This is a genomic window from Marinoscillum pacificum, from assembly GCF_024714495.1.
In the GTDB taxonomy this organism is placed as follows: Bacteria; Bacteroidota; Bacteroidia; order Cytophagales; family Cyclobacteriaceae; genus Marinoscillum; species Marinoscillum pacificum.
This window is the reverse complement of record NZ_JAMZMJ010000001.1, coordinates 543,951-563,440: the sequence shown is the minus strand read 5'-3', so window position 1 is coordinate 563,440 and position 19,490 is coordinate 543,951. Positions and strand designations below refer to the sequence as shown.

Genomic DNA, 19,490 nt, shown 5'->3' with positions numbered 1-19,490 from the left:
TTAACTTAGTCACCAATTAATCAAAGGATGAAGCGAATTTTAATTGCACTACCAATAATTCTCTTAATTGGTTTTACTGTTTTCTACTTCTGGGGATCCTCTGGGTCAGTTGACCTTGGTCAATTGAATTCGAAGATAGTATATCACGACAACTATAAGAAATCATTTGACACGGTTGAGGTAATTACTTACAATTTGGGGTATTTATCTGGAATGACTAATAATTTACCCGTTGATCGGGGAGATGAGCTGTTCAAGGAAAACTTGTTGTCTGCAAGGTCAATGTTTGAGCAAATAGATGCTGATATTATAGGCTTTCAAGAGATAGATTTTGGTTCCGCAAGGAGTATTTACATGAATCAACTTGATAGTATTGCCGTCACTCTTGGTTTTCCGGTTGCCTATCAGTCGATAAACTGGGATAAGACTTATTTGCCATTTCCTTATTGGCCACCAAGTCAGCATTTTGGGAAAATTCTATCTGGCCAGGCTGTGTTAAGCAAATTTGAATTGCAACCAATAGAGACTATAACTTTAGAAAAGCCCATTAACGCAGGATTTTTCTACAAGAGTTTCTACCTCGATCGACTTATACAAATAGTGAAGCTAAACCTTGGAGGATCTGATATCATCGTAATGAACCTTCATTTAGAAGCGTTTGATCAAGAAACCAGGGTTGCTCACGGACATGTAGTGAAAGAATTGTTTGAAAGGTATGCGGCGGATTACCCGGTCTTGCTAATAGGAGATTTTAACAGTGAATCAGAATACGTCAGTAGTGAGGATGCTCTCTCAATTATCATGACTTCTTCTAACATCGAATCAGCCATTGTAAAAGATCAATATTTCAATGAATCGACCAAAACGTTTCCAAGTGAGCAGCCAGATCGCATGATTGATTACATTTTATTCAATAATACACGTATACAAAAAGTGGAATCTAGAGTGGTAAAAGAGGCAGGACAAATTTCGGATCATTTGCCGGTAATGATGAAGTTCATTATTCATTAGCATTTTGATGAAAATCCATTGCTTAAAACCCTGATTATTTACTATTTTCGAGCCACTTTCCAAAATGAATGACAATGGTTAAAGAATTTGAAAACCTCAGAGAAGACGAAGTAGAGGTATTGCTTACTGCACCAGTTTATGTGGCTATCCTAATTGCTGGAGCAGATGGTGATATAGATAAATCAGAGCGTAAGGAAGCAATCGAGGTTGCACACAGCAAGCAAGGTAGAGCTAGAGAGCAACTGGTAGAGTATTATAAAGCTGTTGGAGCATCTTTTGAGTCTAAATTCAACACGTTGATCAGTGAACTTCCTGAAGATGCAGAAGAGCGTAGCAAAGCAATAACAACAGAATTGAGAAAGTTGAATTTTATCTTACCAAAGATTGATAAAAACTTCGCAGTAAAACTTTATGCATCGCTTAAAGATCTTGCTAAAAAGATTGCTGAAGCTTCTGGAGGAATTTTGGGTTATCTATCTGTTAGCTATGAAGAGTCTAAGCTAATTGAGTTGAGAATGATCAACGATCCAGAGAAGAAATAAGAAATACGAATAATTGATGAAAAGCTGACTGAACAAACGGTCAGCTTTTTTATTTTACAGCTGTGTATAAAAGTAGTTTAGTTCCTCCAATGAGGTTGGTGTTTTTTATGTGGTTGTTTTATAGCATTCAGCTATACATGCACATTGATCTTGGTTTTCTGGGAATAAAACCACTCACACTTCGAGGTACTATCGGTATTTTAACCGCACCACTCGTTCATGGCAATCTTACACATCTCGTTTCCAACACTTTTCCAGTACTTTTTTTAGGTGCAGCGATTTACCTTTTTTATGATCGTATAGCTCCGCAGATATTCTTACAATGTTACTTTTTTACCAATATTCTGGTGTGGGTTTTCGGAAGACAGGACTTTTATCACATTGGTGCCAGTGGCTTGGTTTATGCTCTGGCTAGTTTTCTGATATTTTTCGGCATATTCAGAAGGAAATTTCGATCCATCATCATTTCTATTATTGTGCTTTTGGCTTATGGAGGACTTATTTACGGGATTTTACCACAGAATAGTTATGTCAGTTGGGAGTCTCATCTTATGGGGTTTATCGTAGGAATGGGTAGTGCATTTACAATGAGCAAAGTTTCAAAAGTATATGGCTAATAATATTAGTAAAACTAAAAATATTAGTAATTTTACCTAATGAAAGGTAAAGGCGCTCAGTATAATCCCGCGAATCCATTTTTGAAAAACAGTGTTGGAGTTATTCATGATGAAGGAATCGATGAATACACTGCCGACGAGCGACCTAAAACAGAATGGTATTATGAGTCTCCTAAAAGTGTTTTAAGTAAAAATGATAGTCCAGATTTAAAATGGCAATATTCAATTAATCCATATCAAGGTTGTGAACATGGCTGCACGTATTGTTATGCTCGTAATTCACACACCTATTGGGGGTTTAGCTCCGGACTTGATTTTGAGAGCAAGATCATTGTTAAGCAAAACGTAGCCAAGCGACTAGATGAGCAATTGATGAAGCCAACATGGAAAGTACAGCCGATCATGCTTTCAGGGAATACAGATTGTTATCAGCCTGCTGAGAAACAATTCAAACTAACTAGAGAAGTGCTTAAGGTTATGCTGAAATATCGGAATCCTGTAAGTTTAATTACTAAGAATGCGCTTGTACTAAGAGATCTTGATTTGTTATCAGAGTTGGCTCAATTAGGGCTGGTACATGTTTATTTAAGTGTTACCACTCAGGATGATCGTTTGCGTTCACTAATGGAACCACGAACCAGTACAGCAAAGAACCGAATAAAAGCTGTAGAGGAACTAACGAAAGCTGGAATACCTGTAGGAGTGATGATGGCTCCAATCATCCCTGGATTGAATCATACTGAGATTCCAACATTGCTAAAAGCTGTAGCTGATGCTGGTGCCGTTGATGCAGGGTTTACGGTTGTCAGACTAAATGGCCAGATTGCTGAAATCTTTGAGCAGTGGCTACGTCAATTTTATCCGGACAGAGCGGATAAAGTGATGAATCAAGTGCGCGCACTTCACGGTGGTAAACCCAACGATACTAATTGGCAGCGCAGACTAAAAGGAGAGGGACATTACGCAGAAATCATTAATCAGCTATTTAAGAAGTCGCAACAGAAATACTTCAAAGACAGAGTAATGCCTCCTTACAATATGAACCTTTTCAGGAAAGGAGGCACTATGAGCTTATTTGAGTTTTAGTTCTTCAACTTGGAGCTCATGAAAAATGCTGCGCCTGCTATCGTAATGTCTTTAAGAAACATTGATGAAGAAGTCGCATTTCCATTCATGAAACCACTTAGATGGATCAGAAGAGCGAAACTCAAGATCATTACTCCCAAAAGCAGAGTGGCGAGTTTTGCCTTTTTTCCGGTTAAAATAGCTACTGCCGCCAGAATTAAAGCTAAACCGGTTAAGTACACCCAGGCTTCTCGGATAGGTAAGTAAGATGGAACCATTCCAGACATGGATGAGGCATTCATAAAATGGAAGATGCCAAATAGAGCTAATGGGGCTGCATAAAGTAGCTTGCCAAGGAATTCAAACCCTTTCATAGTGATAGCGTTGGTTGATAGTTGTTAATGTTGTCAACCAAAATTTACACATTTGAAAGGGTATAAACAAATTATGTGCTTAACCCCTCAGTTTGGCTAAAATTCTCGATTTAATCTCTATAGATTTCGGGCCAGCTTGTTTGTCAAATAGTTGGTATTGACCAGAGCCATCTGGATCTATCCAAAGTCCATCCTTATTTGGTTTCTCTATGGGTTCCTCATCGAAATCGATAGTGTAGATATCTTCAACCAATTCGTGCAAAGCTTCCCATTCAATGGGCTTGTTATTGACGCTTCCAGAAAGATGCTCAAAGGAACCCTCAAGCTGGTAAATTGCACGCTCACTACCATTGATGTGCATCAATTTCATGATGAGTTTGGCTTCTAGTCCTGCTCTTTCATAAATGGCTTGAATCAATTCCTGAAGTCTGAAATCCCAATCTTCCGCTAGCACGGCAAGACCTTCACGTTCATCATCAAACTCTACATGCAAGTAAATGTTAAAGTCTTCACTTTCATCTTCTAATTCGATCTGATCAAGGTCATCACGCAGGTTATCTACCCATTCTTTGCCTAATGATCCTTGCCAGATAAAATCATCGTTTTCACTATAGCCTTCTTCTTCAATCTCTTCCAAAGTGATCTGCTCTCTATTCATGAATTCCAATTCATACTGGATATCCAGAGATTCTTCATTGAATGTAAGATTCAGTGTATAAGCAAAAGCGAATGGTGGGGGTAACTGAAGGGTCTGGTAAGATACTTTTACGTTCATGGGTGTTTGATTAACTCAAGCGTTTCTTTTCTATTGATTTTACCACTTTGGGTATATCGGAATTGATTTAGGTAATGCACTTCTTTTGGTCGTTTGTATCTATCAATTGCTGAAAAGTCTATAGAATGTTCATTTTCTGATTCGATCAACAAAATAGCCTTTTGACCAAGTTTGTCATCATCTATTCCAGCCACAAAGAAAGGGAATTTGATTTGGGAACTTAGCTGCTCTTCTAAGATTTCTGGATGAATTTTAATGCCACCTGAATTGATCGTGAAATCCGCACGTCCTAACCACTCAAATTCTGAGGATGAAATGATATGAACTACATCATTGGTTTGAATCCATTCATTATTAGTGATGGTTCCCTTTAATTTAAGACATTGTCTGTCGTCTACATCAATCTGAACGTCGCCGAGTGTTCGATAGGTTGTTTCTTGCTCAGAGAGGTTTTTCAAAGCAATATGACTGGCTGTTTCTGTCATACCATAGGTTTGATAAACCTGAAGATGAGGAAAGTTTGCTAACTCCGCTATGTAGCTGGCTGATAAAGGGGCACCACCAATCAAAATCGTTCTAAATTGATTGAGTTTGTCTGGTTGTTGATCTATCAGACTTTGTAGCTGGAGCGGTACCATGGAGGTAAGATCAAATGTTTTGTCTTTTGGAAGATGCTCAAAAGAGGAGCTAGCAGGAATAACCGTAAGATCCATTCCCTGAATGAGAGACCTGATGATCACCATTAAACCACCAATGAAGTCCGGGTTGATGCAAAGTAGAGTTGTCTTGAAAGATTTAGATGGATCAAGGAAGGCTAATGAAGACTGGGCACTGTATTTGATTTGATCTCTATGCAGCTGAATAGCAGTGGGTTGACCTGTAGATCCAGAAGTTGTAAGTTCAAAAAATGGGGTATTGTCTTGCCATGCTGTTATAACCTTAATGACTTTTTTTTCGTCATCAGAGATATTTTCAACTATATTTCTGCTTATTAGCTGACCAGTGGTTAGCTTTTGTTTTTCTAAGTGGATCAACATATTAACTCAATCTAGCTTGCAAGATTCTGAATCTATACTGGTAGAACGTTTACGTAACAAAGATAAGCGTGCATTTGAACTTGTCTTCAATGAATATTATGGTCTTATGAAAGCATATGCCATGCGATTCATGGACGAAATGGAAGAGGCAGAGGAAATTGTTCAGGATGTCTTTGTCAAGTTTTGGGAGAAATGTGAGAACCTGGCTCCAGAATCCTCAGTAAAAAGTTATCTGTATCGTTCTGTTCATAATACCTGTCTCAATTTTATCAAGCATCAAAAAGTCAAAGATTCTTATCGTCAATACATCATTGGTTTCATGGAAGAAGCTCAGGAAGCAGTATACGCTCCTGAGAAACCCAATGTGGAAGGAAGAATCATGGAGGAGATAGATCAATTACCCCCAAGATGTTCTGAAATTTTTAAGTTGAGTAGATTTGAAGGACTGAAGTACCAGGAAATTGCTGATCATCTTGAAATTTCTATTAAAACGGTAGAAGTACAGATGGGAAAAGCATTAAAAGTACTGAGAGAGCGACTTCAGGACTTGAAGGTAATGGAATGATTCGAAGAGTCTCTTTTTTGTGTTTGCTATTAACGCTGACTTTGAGTCATCTCAAAGGGCAGATAAGAGATACTATCGATATTCAGTTTAACGATGAAAGCCTGGAAATTATCTTGGATAGCATTTCAGCCAGATCAGGATATTTCTTCTCTTACAATGCCAATATTATGCCTCATGGCAGCTTGTTTACTTTGAAACATGAGCAAGTCTTTATTGATGATTTATTAAAAAGCCTCTTTATAGGAACACATCTTGAGTTTACGAAAATAGAAGATCAGATTATTCTGAGAAAGGTGCTGAGAGACAGTGAAGGAAACAAGAAAGTATATACTAATATTTCTGGTTGGGTGAAGGATGATGAGACAGGAGAGCCAGTTTTTGGAGCACACGTATACATCAATGGGTCTACCATTGGTGCTTATACAGATTCAAAAGGTAATTATGAATTGAATGGACTTAAGCCTGGAAATTATCAGGTTATTTTTTCTCATATAGGGTATGCGCCTTCAGCATTTGAGATCAATTCTGCGGATCCATCGAATTATGTTATCAATGCATCTATGAAGACTGCTACCAATCTGCTAAAAGGTATAGAGGTTTCCTCAAAACCACTTGTGAGCGAAGATGATTGGATTCACTACTATAAAAGTTTCAGTGAAGAGTTTATTGGTAGTTCGACCAATGCCAACCGATGCACGTTCTTAAATCCTGATATTCTGGAATTTTCATATTCTGATAGTCTAGGCACCTACGAGGCTGTAGTCAAGGAACCTTTGATCATGGAGAATAAGGGACTTGGCTATCAAGTGATGTTTGAGATTGATTATTTTACTAGTGGACCAAAATCTACGGAGTTTCATGTGAGAGCATCTTTCAAAGAGTTGGAACCTGAAAATCATAGAACCAAAAAGCGATGGAAAAAGAATCGTGAGCGCAGCTATTATGGATCGACTTTTCACTTTCTAAAGACTTTGCTTAATGACAACCTAAGGTCTGAGGGATATCATATTTACCTCACGGAAGATGTGAATGATCCAAACCATAACCGAGAGGTGTCTCAAAAAGATGATATAATTTTGACGGATAGTTTGGGACGGACTTACCTGGATTTTGAGGGATACATGATTGTTGAGTATCGTAAGGAATTTAGAAATACTTCTTATCAAGGGTCTATTCAGGAAGATCAGCGACTAAAGGGATTTGAAGTGACTAATGTTATGGGGCCATCTACTAATCAGTATCAGGTTAGTTCGATGACCTTATTGAAACCGAAAATTAGGCTATTAAAAAACAGTCAATTAACGGAGCCAGAAGAAGTTAGATTTTATGGTTATTGGAGTTGGGAAAGAATGTCCGAGTTGATGCCCATAGATTATAGTCCAAAAACAGATAATTGATATATAAAGGATAGGGGAAACCCTTTTAGTAATTGTTGATAAGACATAGCATACAAAAGGAATGGAAGAATTATTAGCTAAGTATTTTTCAGGCGAAGCTTCAAGTGAAGAAACGGAAATTGTGAAAAACTGGAGAGCGGAATCAGATGAGAATGCAAAGGCTTTTTTGGAGTACAAAACGAGTTGGGCGGCCACATTTGTAAATGATAAACCAAATCAGTCTATTCTGAATGGCATTTTTGGTGATACAGTGGATGAAGTGGTGTTGGAAGAACCTGTTAAGATTGTTCCTTTATGGCAACAGAGACCAATTCAAGTGGCTGCATCTATTGTTGTTGTTATCAGTTTGTTGTTTTTTCTATTGAAACCAAATTATGAAGATCAGCCTTGGGGTCAAATTCTAACTGAAAAAACAGTGTTCGAACTTCCTGATGGCTCTTCGGTGACCGTACATAAGGGAGGAAGTCTCGCTATGGGAGATTTTGAAGGAGTGAGAGAGGTCCAAATGACGGGTAAGGTTTACTTTGATGTAGAAAGAGATGAAAAGAAACCCTTTGTCATTCAAACTGAAAGTTCGCAAATAAGAGTTTTGGGAACATCTTTTGTAGTTAATTCCAACGAAAAGGATTTGATTACAGAAGTAATGGTTGAATCAGGTATAGTAGCCTTCGGGCAAAACCAAAAGTATTTTGGGAAGAATACAATGGAGATCCAACTGAAAAAAGGTGAAATGGGAATCCTCGCAGTGGGAGAGAAAGGAATCAAGAAAAAGAAAATTTCAGATGATAACTATCTAGCATGGCAAAACGAGATTTTAACGTTTAACCGCGCAAGAATGACAAGAGTAAGTGAGGTGCTCAATGATGTTTATGGATTGAGTGTTGCATTTGAAAACCCATCGTTAAGTGGTTGTTATCTAACTGCTAAATACAATAAAAAGTCTTCAGACGAAGTAGTGAAGCTGATTGCAGAGACTTTCAATATGACCTATGAAATCAATGGAGATCAAGTAACCTTCAAAGGAGAGGGTTGCCAATAAAGAAACGGGTAATTAAGTAATATAAAGCCATGCTGATGTAATGTCAAAGTGGCTTTTTTATTTCACAGCTGCCTTTACAGCTTTAAATACCTCAAGGTTTGTATCCGGATCTGTGAATACTTCGACAAGCTTAGCTCCTCGATTGTCTTTGTGAATGGACTTGAGGGCTTTTTCAAGTGAGTCGGCATCTTTCACTCCATGATAATCAAAACCATATTCCAAAGCTGTGTATTTAGCTGTATGGCTGTGTCTGGTTTCGAAATGCTGCTCTAACTCTGGTAGATTAGCTGGACCATTGATCAAGCGGAAAATGCCACCGCCAGCATTGTTGAAGACGATTATCTTCAAATTGTCCATTTCATAGGGATGGAAGAAGGCATTGCGATCGTAGAAGAAGCTCAAATCACCCGTTAGGAGATAGGTAGAGCGCTCTGTAACTAGAGAGTGACCAACTGCCGTACCATTCGTGCCATCTATGCCGCTTGTTCCTCGGTTGCAGAATATCTCAATATTCGGATTTAGTTGTTGAATGAAATTGGCAAAACGGACAGGCATGCTATTCGCCAAGTGAACATCTGAACCGGCAGGTATGCTTTTGATCACTTCATAAAATGCGGTGAATTCACTCCAGTCCAGTACTTCGAGTGCTTTATTCAGCTTACGCTTTGTCTTAGAGTCTTCTATCTGCCAGTTTTGGATGAAATTGCTCGTTACCTGCTGGTTGAACTGCTCTTTTTCAGATTGATGATCTAAGGAAGTTAGAAAAGCTGTTGGGTCGGAAGTGATGACTGATGTCAAGGACTGGAAGGTGTCTGCCTGGTTTAGTTCTGGGCTGATCTGCCAGAGCATTTCTGGTTTATACTTTCTTAAGAACAGCTTGAGGTTCTTGCTAATTACTGATTTACCAATGGTGATTACCAGTTCAGGTTTTAAGCTGTCCGCTAGTTTTTGTTCTATTGCAGCAAGGAATAAGTCATGATGTCTTATCGCATCAATAGTAGATGTATTAGATATGACATCCGCTATAATGACCACCTTATCCGTAAGCTCTCCTAAAACATTGTCTAGTTCTTCAGAATAGTCATTTTGCCCAACAATGATCAGTCTTCTATCCGAAAGGTGCCATTTGGAGATGAATTCTTCATCTGGAATAGCGTTTCCAGCTTTGCTAAACGGATGAATAATCTTTAGATCTTTCGAAAAACTCAACTCTTGATCAGCTGTAGGGTAAAATGGCTCTCTAAATGGAATATTGATATGTATGGGGCCTTTCTTGCCGTGATTGCTTAGGTTGATCGCTTCGTTTAGTTTGCGTGTATATTCCCAGTTTTCTTCTCCTTCAGGGTTTGCCGGAAGGTGGAAGGTTCTTTTGACAAAATTGGAAAGTGCACCTAATTGATCTATAGTTTGTCCATCTAATTGGCCAATCCATTCTTGAGGTCTATCTGCAGAAATCACAATCAATGGAATGCCTTGATAGTAAGCTTCTGCCACTGCAGGTGCATAATTGAGTAGGGAAGTCCCAGACGTACAGCACAATACCACTGGTTGTTTCAGTTTTTGTGCGATTCCCAGAGCAATAAAGCCTGCAGAACGCTCATCAACGACGTTGTATGTTTTGATTTTAGGATTACGTGCAAAACTAATGGTCAAAGGAGCATTTCTTGATCCGGGAGATAAAACCACATGTCGTATGCCTTTTAATGCTAATACTTCGGATGTATCAAATACGGATTGATTCATCATGCGTTTAACACTTTTAACATCGTTTGCATTTTGTTAGAGGTCTCCTGATATTCCTTTTCAGGGTTTGAGTACTCCGTAATCCCTGCACCAGCATACAAGCGTGCCTTGCTCTCATCTAATTGCATGCATCTAAGGTTGACAAAAAGATCTGAATTGCCGTTGAACCTAACAGGACCCAGGAACCCAGCATATAACGACCTTTGATAGCCTTCATGTGTCTTGATAAACTCATCAGCCAGCTCTCTAGGCATGCCACAAACTGCAGAAGTAGGATGGAGGAGTTCCAACATGGTGCTTCCAAGCATAGGACTATTGGTAAGTTCCATATCCACCTTGAATGCTGTTTTTAAATGTGTTAGATTTCCTGCTTTGACAGTTCTTGGACCAATTTCATCAAACTCTCTGAGCCTGATTTTTTTGAAGCAATCAATGATGTAGCGGCTCACCATCGCTTGCTCCTCGATCTCTTTTTGTGTCCAGGCCACATCCATTAAGTCGGTGTTTTCTGGTAGAACCTGAGTGCCTGCCAATGCATCTGTTGAAAAGAACTGACCATTTTCTATGGCAATCAACTTTTCAGGACTGGCACCCATCCAGCATCCATAGGTTTGGGTATTGGTTAGGTGGCAAAAGGCATTTTCATACTTATCTGACAGTGCCTGAAGCGTATCTAATGCATCAAATCCTTCCTTCAAGTCAAAATCTTCAAACCTGGACAATACCACTTTGTGTAGATTCCCGGATTTGATACTGTTAACAGCCTTTGAGACAATGTCTTGATAGCTACTCGATACTGAGTCGATTAAAGGTTTAACTGGCTTTTCGCTAATTAAATTAGCTTGAAAGTCCTCCAGCTTATCTGCAGAAAGAGTAGGGCATGTTTCTAATGAAACGCCTTCTTCATCAATGGTAAGGATAATATCACCATTTAATACCAATGGATTGGTTGGATGTGTGTCACAATACCCATTAACCACAAAGCTTTTGTTTAAGCTTTCGATTTCACGACTTCTCTGTTGTTCGTTGGTGGTCAGATCGATCAAAGCATGCATCGTATTGGTACGTGGCAGTCTCCAAATAGCAATTGGATAAGTGGATCTCAATACCTTTCTTAAGAAATCAAATGCTTCAATCCTGGTAGTTAATCGATACGCTTGCTCTAACTGATGTTGCATGTATTACTTTTTATCGATGATTGCCATGGTGATCTTACTCAGGCAAATCAACTGATTTTGTTCATCTGTGATTCTAATTTCCCATAAATGGGTACTTCGGCCTATGTGTACAGGTTTGGCCATTCCAGTAACTACACCATCCTTTTTACCCTTAATATGGTTCGCTGAAATTTCCAATCCTACCGCCATTTTACCCAGTGGGGTTACAATTACACTGGCAGCCACACTGCCTAATGTTTCTGCTAACACCACTGATGCTCCTCCATGTAACAAACCAAATGGTTGAGTAGTTTTAGGATCGACAGGCATTTCTGCTTTGATATAATCAGAACCCACTTCAGTGAAACGAATGCCTACATGTTCGACCATGCAGCCCTTGGAAAAATTATTTAATCCTTCTGGAGTAATGCCCTCTGGAATCATAGATTGAATTTTGCCATAAATCTAAATAAGAGTTCAGACATAAGAGATGAGACTTTGATTAATGGTTTGAAAGTTTTGCTTTCCTTAAGTTTGCGACCTCATTTAAACCCATCGATTCATTGAAGAAATTCTACATAGTAAGGCACGGAGAGACAGAGTATAACCGAAAAGGCATGGTTCAAGGTAGTGGAATAGACGCTCCGCTCAATGAAACAGGGTTACAGCAAGCCGAAGCTTTCTATCAGAAATACAAAAACATGTCTTTCGATAAAATCTATGTAAGCAACCTGGTTCGGACTGAGCAATCTGTTCAGAAATTCATTGATTCAGGAATTCCTTATGAGTCGTTGGCTGATCTGAGAGAGATAAGTTGGGGAATTCAGGAAGGAGTTGCTTTCACTCTTGAGACTTCAACGGTATATCAAGAAACTGCACAGAAATGGGCAGAAGGAGACCTTTCAGCTCGAATAGATGGTGGCGAAACCCCTGGAGAAGTGGCAGAACGACAGCAAAGAGCATTTGATTATATTTTAAGTAAACCGGATGAAGAGGAGCAAATCATTTTGATTTGCATCCATGGAAGAGCTATTCGCATTTTGCTATGCTGGATGCTGAATTACCCGTTATCCATGATGGATAACTTCCCGCACAAAAACCTGGGTTTGTATGTGGTTAATCATGCGGGAAATCAATATTCAATTGAGGTGTTTAATGAGGTGGGCCATTTGAAGTCAATTGATTGACAAGGCTTACCTAATTACCGAACACGAATGATAAATGCGAGCTGATAATAGCCAGAAGCAACTCGGCAGGCTTCTTTAGTTTTGTAATAGTTTGGATTAGCAACAGTTGTACAGCCTCCTGCTACTTGTGCTGAACTACAACTACTGGCGATTTGAGCCGCATGTGCACAGCCTGACGCTGGAACATCGGAAAATCTTGCTGATGGATAAGATGAACTACAAGTATTGACATAAGTACCAGAATATAAATATTGATATTGTGAACATGATGGTTCACTAATGGTATAATCGTTTCCACCTGAAGGATTGATCGTGATTTTACCATTTCTATTAGAAGCAGATGGTGCTGCCATGATGAATTTGTCAATTAGATTGGGGATTTGCACACCATTAACTGTTCCTCCATCACAAATCTCAAAATTAGATGGAATATTACCGACTGGCCCAGACCACATAATAATGCCTCCTTTAGGAACAACACCATTGCCGATAAATTCACCATTTGCTGTAATGTTATTGGTTGATGAAATGGAATTGCCACTTAAATTTCCAGTTGCAGTTACTGTCTGACCTTGTACGGTAGTGCTGGCTGTAATATTCCGCCCTGAAATGTCATTCGTTGCTGTTATGTTATTCGTTGCTGTAATATTTCTTGATGCCGCTAAATCTTGTCCTGATATTGTATTGGAGGCGGAAATACCAGATGTTGAATTCAATGATGAAACTTGAGCAGAACCATCCTCTTGGAGTACCTTTTTCCACCCGTTAGAAGTCCAGACCTGAAAACTATTATCACTTTCACTGAAAACTAGCAGTCCAATTGCTTCCGTTGAATTAGATGGAGTAATCAAATTTGGCCATCTAGGAATAAGGATTCCTTTATTTGTCGATTCTATTTCTAAAATAGCGTCATCGGCAACATCAGTTGTTCCAATTCCAATTCCATTTTCCGTTTGAGCAAAAACATAGGAAATGCAAGCGCTCCATATGAGCACTGTCAGGGTAGTATATTTAATCATCATTTTGTAGGGTAGGGTATAAAGGTTTGAATATAAGTCCGTTATTCGAAAAACACAAACACCCTCAGAATGACTTAGTCATTTAGGCATTGTTATAATCAATGAATTGGAGCATCTGAATTGGATTCATCTTCGTTGTGATTTTGATTGTGAAGACCTGATCGAATTTTCTTTTCTGGATGTCGGTTGAGGTACCAAATAGTAAAAACTATGATCAACCCTTTAGTGATAACAGCCCAGATAGATCCTTCAAATCCAAAATCTCCTCCATTCAAAAGGTTCTCTTCCTTGGTTTCTAATTCATAAATGCCGTAGAAATCCTGTCCACTGACATTGAACCCAAACATAGTTTGGAAGAAATTCCAACTGAAGTGGAAGCCTATCGAAAACCATAGATTGCCAGTCTCCATGTACCACCATCCTAAAGCCAATCCAGCTACTACCAGATAAGTGAAACTAAACCAGTCCATGTGCGGATTGGCCAGGTGAATGGAAGCAAAGATCGTGGATGCTACTATGAGCGCGATGTATCTGTTAAAGGATTTTTCTAGATTTCTCTGGACATAACCTCTACAAAGTAGCTCTTCCATAAAGCTGACAAAGGTGAATAGAAGAACGGAAATTAGTATTTGTGACCAGTCAAATCCTGTAAACCAGAATGTGCCAAGATCAAATAACTTGAAGATCAATATTCCTCCAGACATTATGAACAAGCCCGCTAATAATCCAATGACCAGGTCTTTGTAATGACCTTTAAGTTGAAGACCAAGTACCGACAGTTTTTCTTTATTGACTCCAACAATGAACAACCAAAGCGTCAAACATGTGCCGATTAGTTCACTTAGTTTGAGGTACATTTGACTAACAGGAGAAGGTTGTTTTAGATTCTTTAGTTCTAGACCTAAGGATTGTGTTGTAATTATCAAACAAACTCCAATGATAAAAACGAGGGGGATGATGATACCCAAAACTCGTAATACTCCTTTCCAGCTAAAATTCATTATGACGGTATTAAGGTCGCAATGATAGCTAAAATATTATAGCACGCTAAATCCGACATTGAAGTACCATAGGTAGTTACGAACTTCAAATTGATTGTATGTTATGCTTGGTGCTATGTCAAAGTTCATTCCTCCTTCCAGGTTGAGTCGGTCGATCCAATATCCGACAGCTAGCACTCCACCGAAGCTCCATTTGTCATACTTGCCGGGAATGATCGCCTGAGTGCCATCGTAATCTTCTATTTGATCTATGAGGCTCTCTTTCATCAGACGGTGATTGGTTGCTCCAATAGCGGCGTAGGCATTCTTGATTTTATTAGGGAAGGGATTGAACTGCACTTGCTGCTGAATGCCTACATAATGTAAGGTATTGTTACGTGATTCATAGCCCTTCTGAACGTATTCCGCACGATAGCTGAGTTGTACGATTCGGTTTAATGGATGCGTATAATTGATGCCTCCTTGTAAACCCGACCTAAAACCGTAAGCGTATCTTGAATCAGATTGACTGGACTTTATCCAGTGACTTGATGCATTCAATCCAAAATATGGGGATAGCTTTTGAGCTGTTGTTGAGAATGTACTTAATAAAAAGATTATGGTGATGTATTTCATCATGGCAATAAGTAGTTAGGTGTAAATAACTCATGAACGCCTTTATTCTTGATTTTCGTATAGAGGTATGTGAATTTTAATCGTATGAATCGAAAAATGCAGACTATATAAAAATGGCAGGATATTTGATTTCCTAAAACAAGCTATGACTTCTTGAGTTATAGTTTTTATTTTAGGTACTTCAATTCTTCATCTATGATCAAAAAATTACGACTTCCACTTTTTGTGATGGCCATATTGACGATAATGGTCTTCAATCACTGTACAGAAGATGATTTGCTTACTGAATGTGCCGGATGCCCATCTAGCTCGCCATGGTCTGTGCCTGGTTCCACACAATGTTACCAGTCATTTGATGATTGTGATGCTTCAGAGAGAGGAGATTGTACGATTTGTGATTAAATTAGGCTCTGAAATCAGGAGACCCTAGTTCATGAAGAAGTCGCATATTTCTATTTTATTTTTTGCCAGTATCCTTTCATTCGCCATATTGATATCATGTGATGAAGAGGGTTTAGGTTCATGTACAGGATGTCCTGATGATGCGCCATACGGTGCTAAAGGTGGCGATTGTTATGCCACCTTGAGTGCTTGTGAGAGCAATGAATCGGGAAACTGTGAGATTTGTCAGTAAACGAGTTGCTTGATTATCTCTTCAGCTAAAAGTTCAGCATTTGCCGCTTCTATCTCCACTTGTTTGATTACAGAACCTTTGGATGCGAAGGTTAATTGAGCTTTAATTAGTCCATTCGCTTCCTGATATCTGCCGTTGATGATAGTAGCACCACTGAAGTTCTTATTGTCAACATAAGCTATTGGTGCATCGTCCATTTTACTTAGTTCTAAAAGCTTTTGATCCAGCAATTCATTAAGATTCAAACGGTCGAATATCATGGTTTCATCCTGGAATCTTGAATTTACATAAACCGGTTTCGGAGCGGCTAGTTGAATTGCATCTCTATCGGCTATATCGAGTCTTCCGATATCAAAGCTTTTACCATCTTCAGGAACTCTGATTTCTGGTTTTTGGATACCGCCGATTTCTTCAGCTAGTTCAGGTACTTTGTTAGCAGCAAACTGGAACATACTCAATACATCAATAAACTCATCATCACGAAGAGCAGCTCCTTTCATTCCGAAGAGTAGGGAATAGGTTAATAAACCTTGTCCATAGAGCGTGGTTTCGTAGCTCACTGCATCCGCAGCTGATCCAGCTAACACAAAGAGACCAGTGCGGTCTTTCATTCGTTCTAGTGCTCTAATTTGAGTGGAACTCATAGCGCTTCTGCTGGAGCCCAATGAAGAAGCCAGTCGTCCTGAATGACATGCATCAATGATCAATATCTGTTTAAGCGCAGGAACTGCCTTGATGTATTCTGTGAACTCATTACTTGAAATCGCATATTGGTCTCTGTTAATTGTGTTGTTCATGTCACCACTGGCTGCATCACTTGTTAGATAATAGAAGTCACTCATGTCACCAGTATGATTGACTCCATGACCTGATAAGTAAACAAACAAGATGTCATTGGCTTTTGCCTTTGATTGAAATTCCCTAAATGCCCTTTGAATATTTTCTTTAGTTGGCCAGGCAGACTTGTCCTGATCTGTTGTTAATAATTTGATATTGGTCTTTTCTGATCCCAGGTATTTTGTAGCACTGAGCTTTAAGGCGTTGGCCAGGTCACCGGCATCTTTCGCAGCATATTTGAGATCAAGAGCATCTCCTTCATAGTTCGAGGTTCCCGCGATTATGGCATATAAATTCGGCGCTTCCAGAGTCTTCTGTTCTCCAAATACATACAAACTCTTTGCGTCGCTGCTCAATGTTCCATCTGCATTAAACGCCTTGATAGTGATCTTATTCACCCGGTCATTGTACAAGAATGGGTGGTCGGTTATGTCATAATCTATTTCTAGTGATCTGGCATCTGGAGTGCTTCCCGCACTTCTTACGTCACTACTTACTTCTTTACCATTGATCAATATCAATACTCGACCAATTCCGCCGCCACTATTGTTGAGGTTAATGCCAAGTTTTCCATCATTCTTTAGAGGGTGCTTTAGGGTTAGTTCCGGATACAACGATTCAGTTGCTAATGAATTAGAAGCTCTGATCGGTTCTGGATTTAATTCCAATAGCTTAGAAAGAAGCATTGGCTCGTAGTAGTTGTCTTTGATTTGATCCAGGTTGATCAATTTACCTCTTTTGACGTAATGCAGTTGTTCCATAGCATTTGGAGTTGCATCAAACAATCCGGTTGGAGTGGTTACTACATATTGATTTTCTTGAAGCGGAATAACCATTCCTTTTATACTTGAATTAGTTGATTCCAAATCCCATATTTTAATGGTTCCATCGATCGAAGCTGAGAGCATTTTATTGTTCACGAACTCAATATCATAAGTGAACCCGGAGTGGCCTGTTAATGTCTTTTCGAGTTTTCCATTTTCTGAATTGAAAACATAGATCGAGTAATCTGCTCCATTTTCGCCTCTCTTGATCGAATTCCTTACTCCAAGAAGGTGTTTATTGTTAGTAGACCAATAAAGGTTATCAGATACTTTCGGTAGGGTAATTGTGCCTTTTTTAGAAAGCTTGGAGGTGTCAAACAATTCAACCGTGACGTCATCTTTTAATAAGACTGCCAGAGTGCCTTCTGAACTAATGGATAGATCCTGAGCATTCGCAATTTCGATTTCTTTGATCTTTTGGAATGTGATAGGGTCATAAATCGTCAGTCCTTTGTCTGTAAGGAAAATTAGTTTTCTTCCATCAGCAGAAAAGACATAATCTTTGCCATTTTTGACCTTTAGGTTTTGTGGTTGATTGGTAGTGAAATTGTACAAGTCAAAATCTTCTTCACTACTTTTTCGAATGATGTAACGTCCTGTGATGTCGAACTTGATAGGAGTAGTGCTGTAATTTCCTTTGGCCGCTAAGGTGAAAATCTCTTTTTGATTGATAAGGTTTGTGACACGAATTTGTTCATCCAATCCATAACTGGCAACCACTGGATTTACAGGATGGAAAGCTGTCGCACGAGAGCCTAATTCACTTCCTGATAACTCCATGTCAGAGCCAGTTCCTGTTAGGTCAAGAATCTGAATGGATGGTTGTCCAGCTGCAATGGCTAACTTTGTTCCTGTTCGATCAATCGATAAGTCGTAAATAGGGGAAGCCTGGCCTTTAAACACCTTACTCCAACGTTGAGTCTTAAAATTGTATTCTTTTATAACATTCAAGTACTCAGCCACTAATGTTGTGCTATCTGAAGTGTTTGTTATTGTTTTAAGTCCGAGGTTGAAAGCTTCAGTTCCTACAGGCTCATTCCATTCAAATGGTAGTTTTTGTTCCTTCAATTTCGTATCAAAAACACGTACGTTTTGTTTTTCATCTCGTCCAACTACGAGAATCAAGTTGGATAATGGATTGTATGCGATATCAAGAGTTCTTAATGAGAAAGCTTTGGTTTTGTTGATGGCGTAATCTGACTTATTCAATTGGATCAATTCGCCCGAAGTTGTTCCTACTAGAATGCTTTGTGGGGTGTAATCAATGGAAGCTACAGAAGCCTCCGTGACCATCATTTGATGTATGCTTGTGAGGTTTGCGTCGAATACTTCTACTTGACCGTCCTTACTTCCAACAGTGATTAAATCAACGGTAGGAGTTGCCACAGTAATGGCTTCTAATTTTGTTTCGGAGTTGGTAATCTTTTTGCCTTTGAAGTACCAGCTTAGTTCATTTTCTGTTATAACCAATAAAGAATCATTTCCAGAGGCATAAAGACCGATAAGTTCTGAGTCAGTGGTTATGGTTTGTTCTACTTCTCCTGTGGAAGTTAGCTTTTGAATAGCTCCTGATTTGTCAGCTACAAATAGTGATTTAGTGCCATAGCTAATCAAAGACACTGGATGCTTAGTTGTAAAATGATAGGTTTCTTTTCCTGTTTGGTAGTTCCAGATAGTCACTCTATCTGATCCGTCTGTTGATGCTAACCACTGCCCATCTGTTGACAATTGAACATCAGCAACTCTTCGAGTGTGTCCAATAGGGATCACCATATCAATCTGTGAAACAGCTACTTGAGATATGAAGCTTAAAACAACAATTACTGCAAATCTGGTTTTCATGAGGGCGTTGTTAAATTCGGAATAAAGATAGATGCTTCCTGCGATTCATACACTCATTGAAGTCTTTTTACATTATTCATCGAAATGCCCTATTTATTCTTTATCTTTGCATTGTCAGAAAGCGGTTACAACCACTCTGCATTTAGCCTACTTTAGTTCTCAGGCACCTTCTTAGTTGATTCGGTTTCGTTCTTTTGAAACCCGCCAAC

At 39.1% G+C, this 19,490-nt stretch carries 20 protein-coding genes; 10 read left to right on the top strand and 10 right to left on the bottom strand.

Going from position 1 to position 19,490, the window contains the following annotated elements; all coding sequences use genetic code 11:
* Positions 1–27: 27 nt before the first annotated feature.
* The 4 genes from NXS00_RS02455 to NXS00_RS02440 all read left to right on the top strand — a co-directional run bounded on the left by NXS00_RS02455 (position 28) and on the right by NXS00_RS02440 (position 3,256).
* Entirely contained in the window at positions 28–1,011 is a 984-nt protein-coding gene (locus tag NXS00_RS02455; protein WP_258097528.1) for an endonuclease/exonuclease/phosphatase family protein, read from the top strand.
* 74 nt (positions 1,012–1,085) lie between these two features.
* On the top strand, positions 1,086–1,553 hold the full coding sequence (locus tag NXS00_RS02450) for a hypothetical protein (RefSeq protein WP_258097527.1): 468 nt from the start codon (positions 1,086–1,088) through the stop codon (positions 1,551–1,553).
* A 62-nt stretch (positions 1,554–1,615) separates the two neighbouring features.
* On the top strand, positions 1,616–2,170 hold the full coding sequence (locus NXS00_RS02445) for a rhomboid family intramembrane serine protease (RefSeq protein WP_258097526.1): 555 nt from the start codon (positions 1,616–1,618) through the stop codon (positions 2,168–2,170).
* Positions 2,171–2,209: 39 nt separating this feature from the next.
* Positions 2,210–3,256, top strand: a complete 1,047-nt coding sequence (locus tag NXS00_RS02440) for a PA0069 family radical SAM protein (RefSeq protein WP_258097525.1) — start codon at positions 2,210–2,212, stop codon at positions 3,254–3,256.
* Here NXS00_RS02440 and NXS00_RS02435 read toward each other — a convergent pair.
* The 3 genes from NXS00_RS02435 to NXS00_RS02425 all read right to left on the bottom strand — a co-directional run bounded on the left by NXS00_RS02435 (position 3,253) and on the right by NXS00_RS02425 (position 5,421).
* Positions 3,253–3,609, bottom strand: a complete 357-nt coding sequence (locus NXS00_RS02435) for a DoxX-related protein (RefSeq protein ID WP_258097524.1) — start codon at positions 3,607–3,609, stop codon at positions 3,253–3,255. The genes NXS00_RS02440 and NXS00_RS02435 overlap by 4 nt on opposite strands.
* Before the next feature lie 79 nt (positions 3,610–3,688).
* Complete coding sequence (locus NXS00_RS02430) at positions 3,689–4,384, bottom strand: hypothetical protein (RefSeq protein ID WP_258097523.1); 696 nt, start codon at positions 4,382–4,384, stop codon at positions 3,689–3,691.
* A complete protein-coding gene (locus tag NXS00_RS02425; RefSeq protein ID WP_258097522.1) occupies positions 4,381–5,421 on the bottom strand; it encodes an AMP-binding protein in 1,041 nt (346 codons plus the stop codon). Before NXS00_RS02425 ends, NXS00_RS02430 begins: the two co-directional genes overlap by 4 nt.
* A gap of 16 nt (positions 5,422–5,437) precedes the next feature.
* Between NXS00_RS02425 and NXS00_RS02420 the strand changes: the two genes are divergently transcribed.
* The 3 genes from NXS00_RS02420 to NXS00_RS02410 all read left to right on the top strand — a co-directional run bounded on the left by NXS00_RS02420 (position 5,438) and on the right by NXS00_RS02410 (position 8,422).
* Positions 5,438–5,986, top strand: a complete 549-nt coding sequence (locus NXS00_RS02420; protein ID WP_258097521.1) for an RNA polymerase sigma-70 factor — start codon at positions 5,438–5,440, stop codon at positions 5,984–5,986.
* A complete protein-coding gene (locus tag NXS00_RS02415) occupies positions 5,983–7,383 on the top strand; it encodes a carboxypeptidase-like regulatory domain-containing protein (protein ID WP_258097520.1) in 1,401 nt (466 codons plus the stop codon). The genes NXS00_RS02420 and NXS00_RS02415 overlap by 4 nt, the downstream gene beginning before the upstream one ends.
* A gap of 61 nt (positions 7,384–7,444) precedes the next feature.
* Positions 7,445–8,422, top strand: coding sequence for a FecR family protein (locus tag NXS00_RS02410; RefSeq protein ID WP_258097519.1), 978 nt, complete (start codon positions 7,445–7,447; stop codon positions 8,420–8,422).
* 57 nt (positions 8,423–8,479) lie between these two features.
* Here NXS00_RS02410 and menD read toward each other — a convergent pair whose 3' ends face one another.
* Genes menD through NXS00_RS02395 form a run of 3 tightly spaced genes read right to left on the bottom strand, consistent with a single transcriptional unit; the run spans position 8,480 to position 11,766 of the window.
* A complete protein-coding gene (gene menD / locus NXS00_RS02405) occupies positions 8,480–10,168 on the bottom strand; it encodes a 2-succinyl-5-enolpyruvyl-6-hydroxy-3-cyclohexene-1-carboxylic-acid synthase (RefSeq protein WP_258097518.1) in 1,689 nt (562 codons plus the stop codon).
* Positions 10,165–11,343, bottom strand: coding sequence for a chorismate-binding protein (locus tag NXS00_RS02400; RefSeq protein WP_258097517.1), 1,179 nt, complete (start codon positions 11,341–11,343; stop codon positions 10,165–10,167). Before NXS00_RS02400 ends, menD begins: the two co-directional genes overlap by 4 nt.
* Before the next feature lie 3 nt (positions 11,344–11,346).
* Complete coding sequence (locus tag NXS00_RS02395; protein ID WP_258097516.1) at positions 11,347–11,766, bottom strand: hotdog fold thioesterase; 420 nt, start codon at positions 11,764–11,766, stop codon at positions 11,347–11,349.
* Between the two features lie 119 nt (positions 11,767–11,885).
* On the opposite strand from NXS00_RS02395, the gene NXS00_RS02390 reads away from it, so the two are divergent.
* Positions 11,886–12,509, top strand: coding sequence for a histidine phosphatase family protein (locus NXS00_RS02390; protein ID WP_258097515.1), 624 nt, complete (start codon positions 11,886–11,888; stop codon positions 12,507–12,509).
* A gap of 14 nt (positions 12,510–12,523) precedes the next feature.
* On the opposite strand, the gene NXS00_RS02385 is transcribed toward NXS00_RS02390, so the two are convergent.
* The 3 genes from NXS00_RS02385 to NXS00_RS02375 form a co-directional block, all read right to left on the bottom strand.
* On the bottom strand, positions 12,524–13,531 hold the full coding sequence (locus NXS00_RS02385; protein WP_258097514.1) for a phage tail-like protein: 1,008 nt from the start codon (positions 13,529–13,531) through the stop codon (positions 12,524–12,526).
* A gap of 95 nt (positions 13,532–13,626) precedes the next feature.
* Positions 13,627–14,529: a CPBP family intramembrane glutamic endopeptidase gene (locus NXS00_RS02380; RefSeq protein ID WP_258097513.1), complete on the bottom strand. Its 903-nt coding sequence runs from the start codon at positions 14,527–14,529 to the stop codon at positions 13,627–13,629.
* 36 nt (positions 14,530–14,565) lie between these two features.
* On the bottom strand, positions 14,566–15,147 hold the full coding sequence (locus NXS00_RS02375; RefSeq protein ID WP_258097512.1) for a porin family protein: 582 nt from the start codon (positions 15,145–15,147) through the stop codon (positions 14,566–14,568).
* A 192-nt stretch (positions 15,148–15,339) separates the two neighbouring features.
* On the opposite strand from NXS00_RS02375, the gene NXS00_RS02370 reads away from it, so the two are divergent.
* The gene (locus tag NXS00_RS02370; protein WP_258097511.1) at positions 15,340–15,546 is read left to right on the top strand and encodes a hypothetical protein; all 207 of its coding nucleotides are present in this window, start codon (positions 15,340–15,342) and stop codon (positions 15,544–15,546) included.
* A 31-nt stretch (positions 15,547–15,577) separates the two neighbouring features.
* Positions 15,578–15,778 carry a hypothetical protein gene (locus NXS00_RS02365; protein ID WP_258097510.1) on the top strand — a complete coding sequence of 67 codons (201 nt, stop codon included), beginning with the start codon at positions 15,578–15,580 and terminating at the stop codon, positions 15,776–15,778.
* On the opposite strand, the gene NXS00_RS02360 is transcribed toward NXS00_RS02365, so the two are convergent.
* Positions 15,772–19,281 carry a caspase family protein gene (locus NXS00_RS02360; RefSeq protein ID WP_258097509.1) on the bottom strand — a complete coding sequence of 1,170 codons (3,510 nt, stop codon included), beginning with the start codon at positions 19,279–19,281 and terminating at the stop codon, positions 15,772–15,774. The genes NXS00_RS02365 and NXS00_RS02360 overlap by 7 nt on opposite strands.
* Between the last annotated feature and the right edge of the window lie 209 nt (positions 19,282–19,490).

What these genes read in the sequence shown, in the direction of transcription:
- NXS00_RS02450 (WP_258097527.1), top strand. Translation starts at nt 1,086, where the DNA reads ATGGTTAAAGAATTTGAAAACCTCAGAGAAGACGAAGTAGAGGTATTG.
- NXS00_RS02370 (WP_258097511.1), top strand. Translation starts at nt 15,340, where the DNA reads ATGATCAAAAAATTACGACTTCCACTTTTTGTGATGGCCATATTGACG.
- NXS00_RS02365 (WP_258097510.1), top strand. Translation starts at nt 15,578, where the DNA reads ATGAAGAAGTCGCATATTTCTATTTTATTTTTTGCCAGTATCCTTTCA.
- NXS00_RS02380 (WP_258097513.1), bottom strand. Translation starts at nt 14,529, where the DNA reads ATGAATTTTAGCTGGAAAGGAGTATTACGAGTTTTGGGTATCATCATC.
- NXS00_RS02440 (WP_258097525.1), top strand. Translation starts at nt 2,210, where the DNA reads ATGAAAGGTAAAGGCGCTCAGTATAATCCCGCGAATCCATTTTTGAAA.
- NXS00_RS02415 (WP_258097520.1), top strand. Translation starts at nt 5,983, where the DNA reads ATGATTCGAAGAGTCTCTTTTTTGTGTTTGCTATTAACGCTGACTTTG.
- NXS00_RS02455 (WP_258097528.1), top strand. Translation starts at nt 28, where the DNA reads ATGAAGCGAATTTTAATTGCACTACCAATAATTCTCTTAATTGGTTTT.
- menD (WP_258097518.1), bottom strand. Translation starts at nt 10,168, where the DNA reads ATGATGAATCAATCCGTATTTGATACATCCGAAGTATTAGCATTAAAA.
- NXS00_RS02430 (WP_258097523.1), bottom strand. Translation starts at nt 4,384, where the DNA reads ATGAACGTAAAAGTATCTTACCAGACCCTTCAGTTACCCCCACCATTC.
- NXS00_RS02400 (WP_258097517.1), bottom strand. Translation starts at nt 11,343, where the DNA reads ATGCAACATCAGTTAGAGCAAGCGTATCGATTAACTACCAGGATTGAA.
- NXS00_RS02425 (WP_258097522.1), bottom strand. Translation starts at nt 5,421, where the DNA reads ATGTTGATCCACTTAGAAAAACAAAAGCTAACCACTGGTCAGCTAATA.
- NXS00_RS02395 (WP_258097516.1), bottom strand. Translation starts at nt 11,766, where the DNA reads ATGATTCCAGAGGGCATTACTCCAGAAGGATTAAATAATTTTTCCAAG.
- NXS00_RS02375 (WP_258097512.1), bottom strand. Translation starts at nt 15,147, where the DNA reads ATGATGAAATACATCACCATAATCTTTTTATTAAGTACATTCTCAACA.
- NXS00_RS02435 (WP_258097524.1), bottom strand. Translation starts at nt 3,609, where the DNA reads ATGAAAGGGTTTGAATTCCTTGGCAAGCTACTTTATGCAGCCCCATTA.
- NXS00_RS02385 (WP_258097514.1), bottom strand. Translation starts at nt 13,531, where the DNA reads ATGATGATTAAATATACTACCCTGACAGTGCTCATATGGAGCGCTTGC.
- NXS00_RS02410 (WP_258097519.1), top strand. Translation starts at nt 7,445, where the DNA reads ATGGAAGAATTATTAGCTAAGTATTTTTCAGGCGAAGCTTCAAGTGAA.
- NXS00_RS02360 (WP_258097509.1), bottom strand. Translation starts at nt 19,281, where the DNA reads ATGAAAACCAGATTTGCAGTAATTGTTGTTTTAAGCTTCATATCTCAA.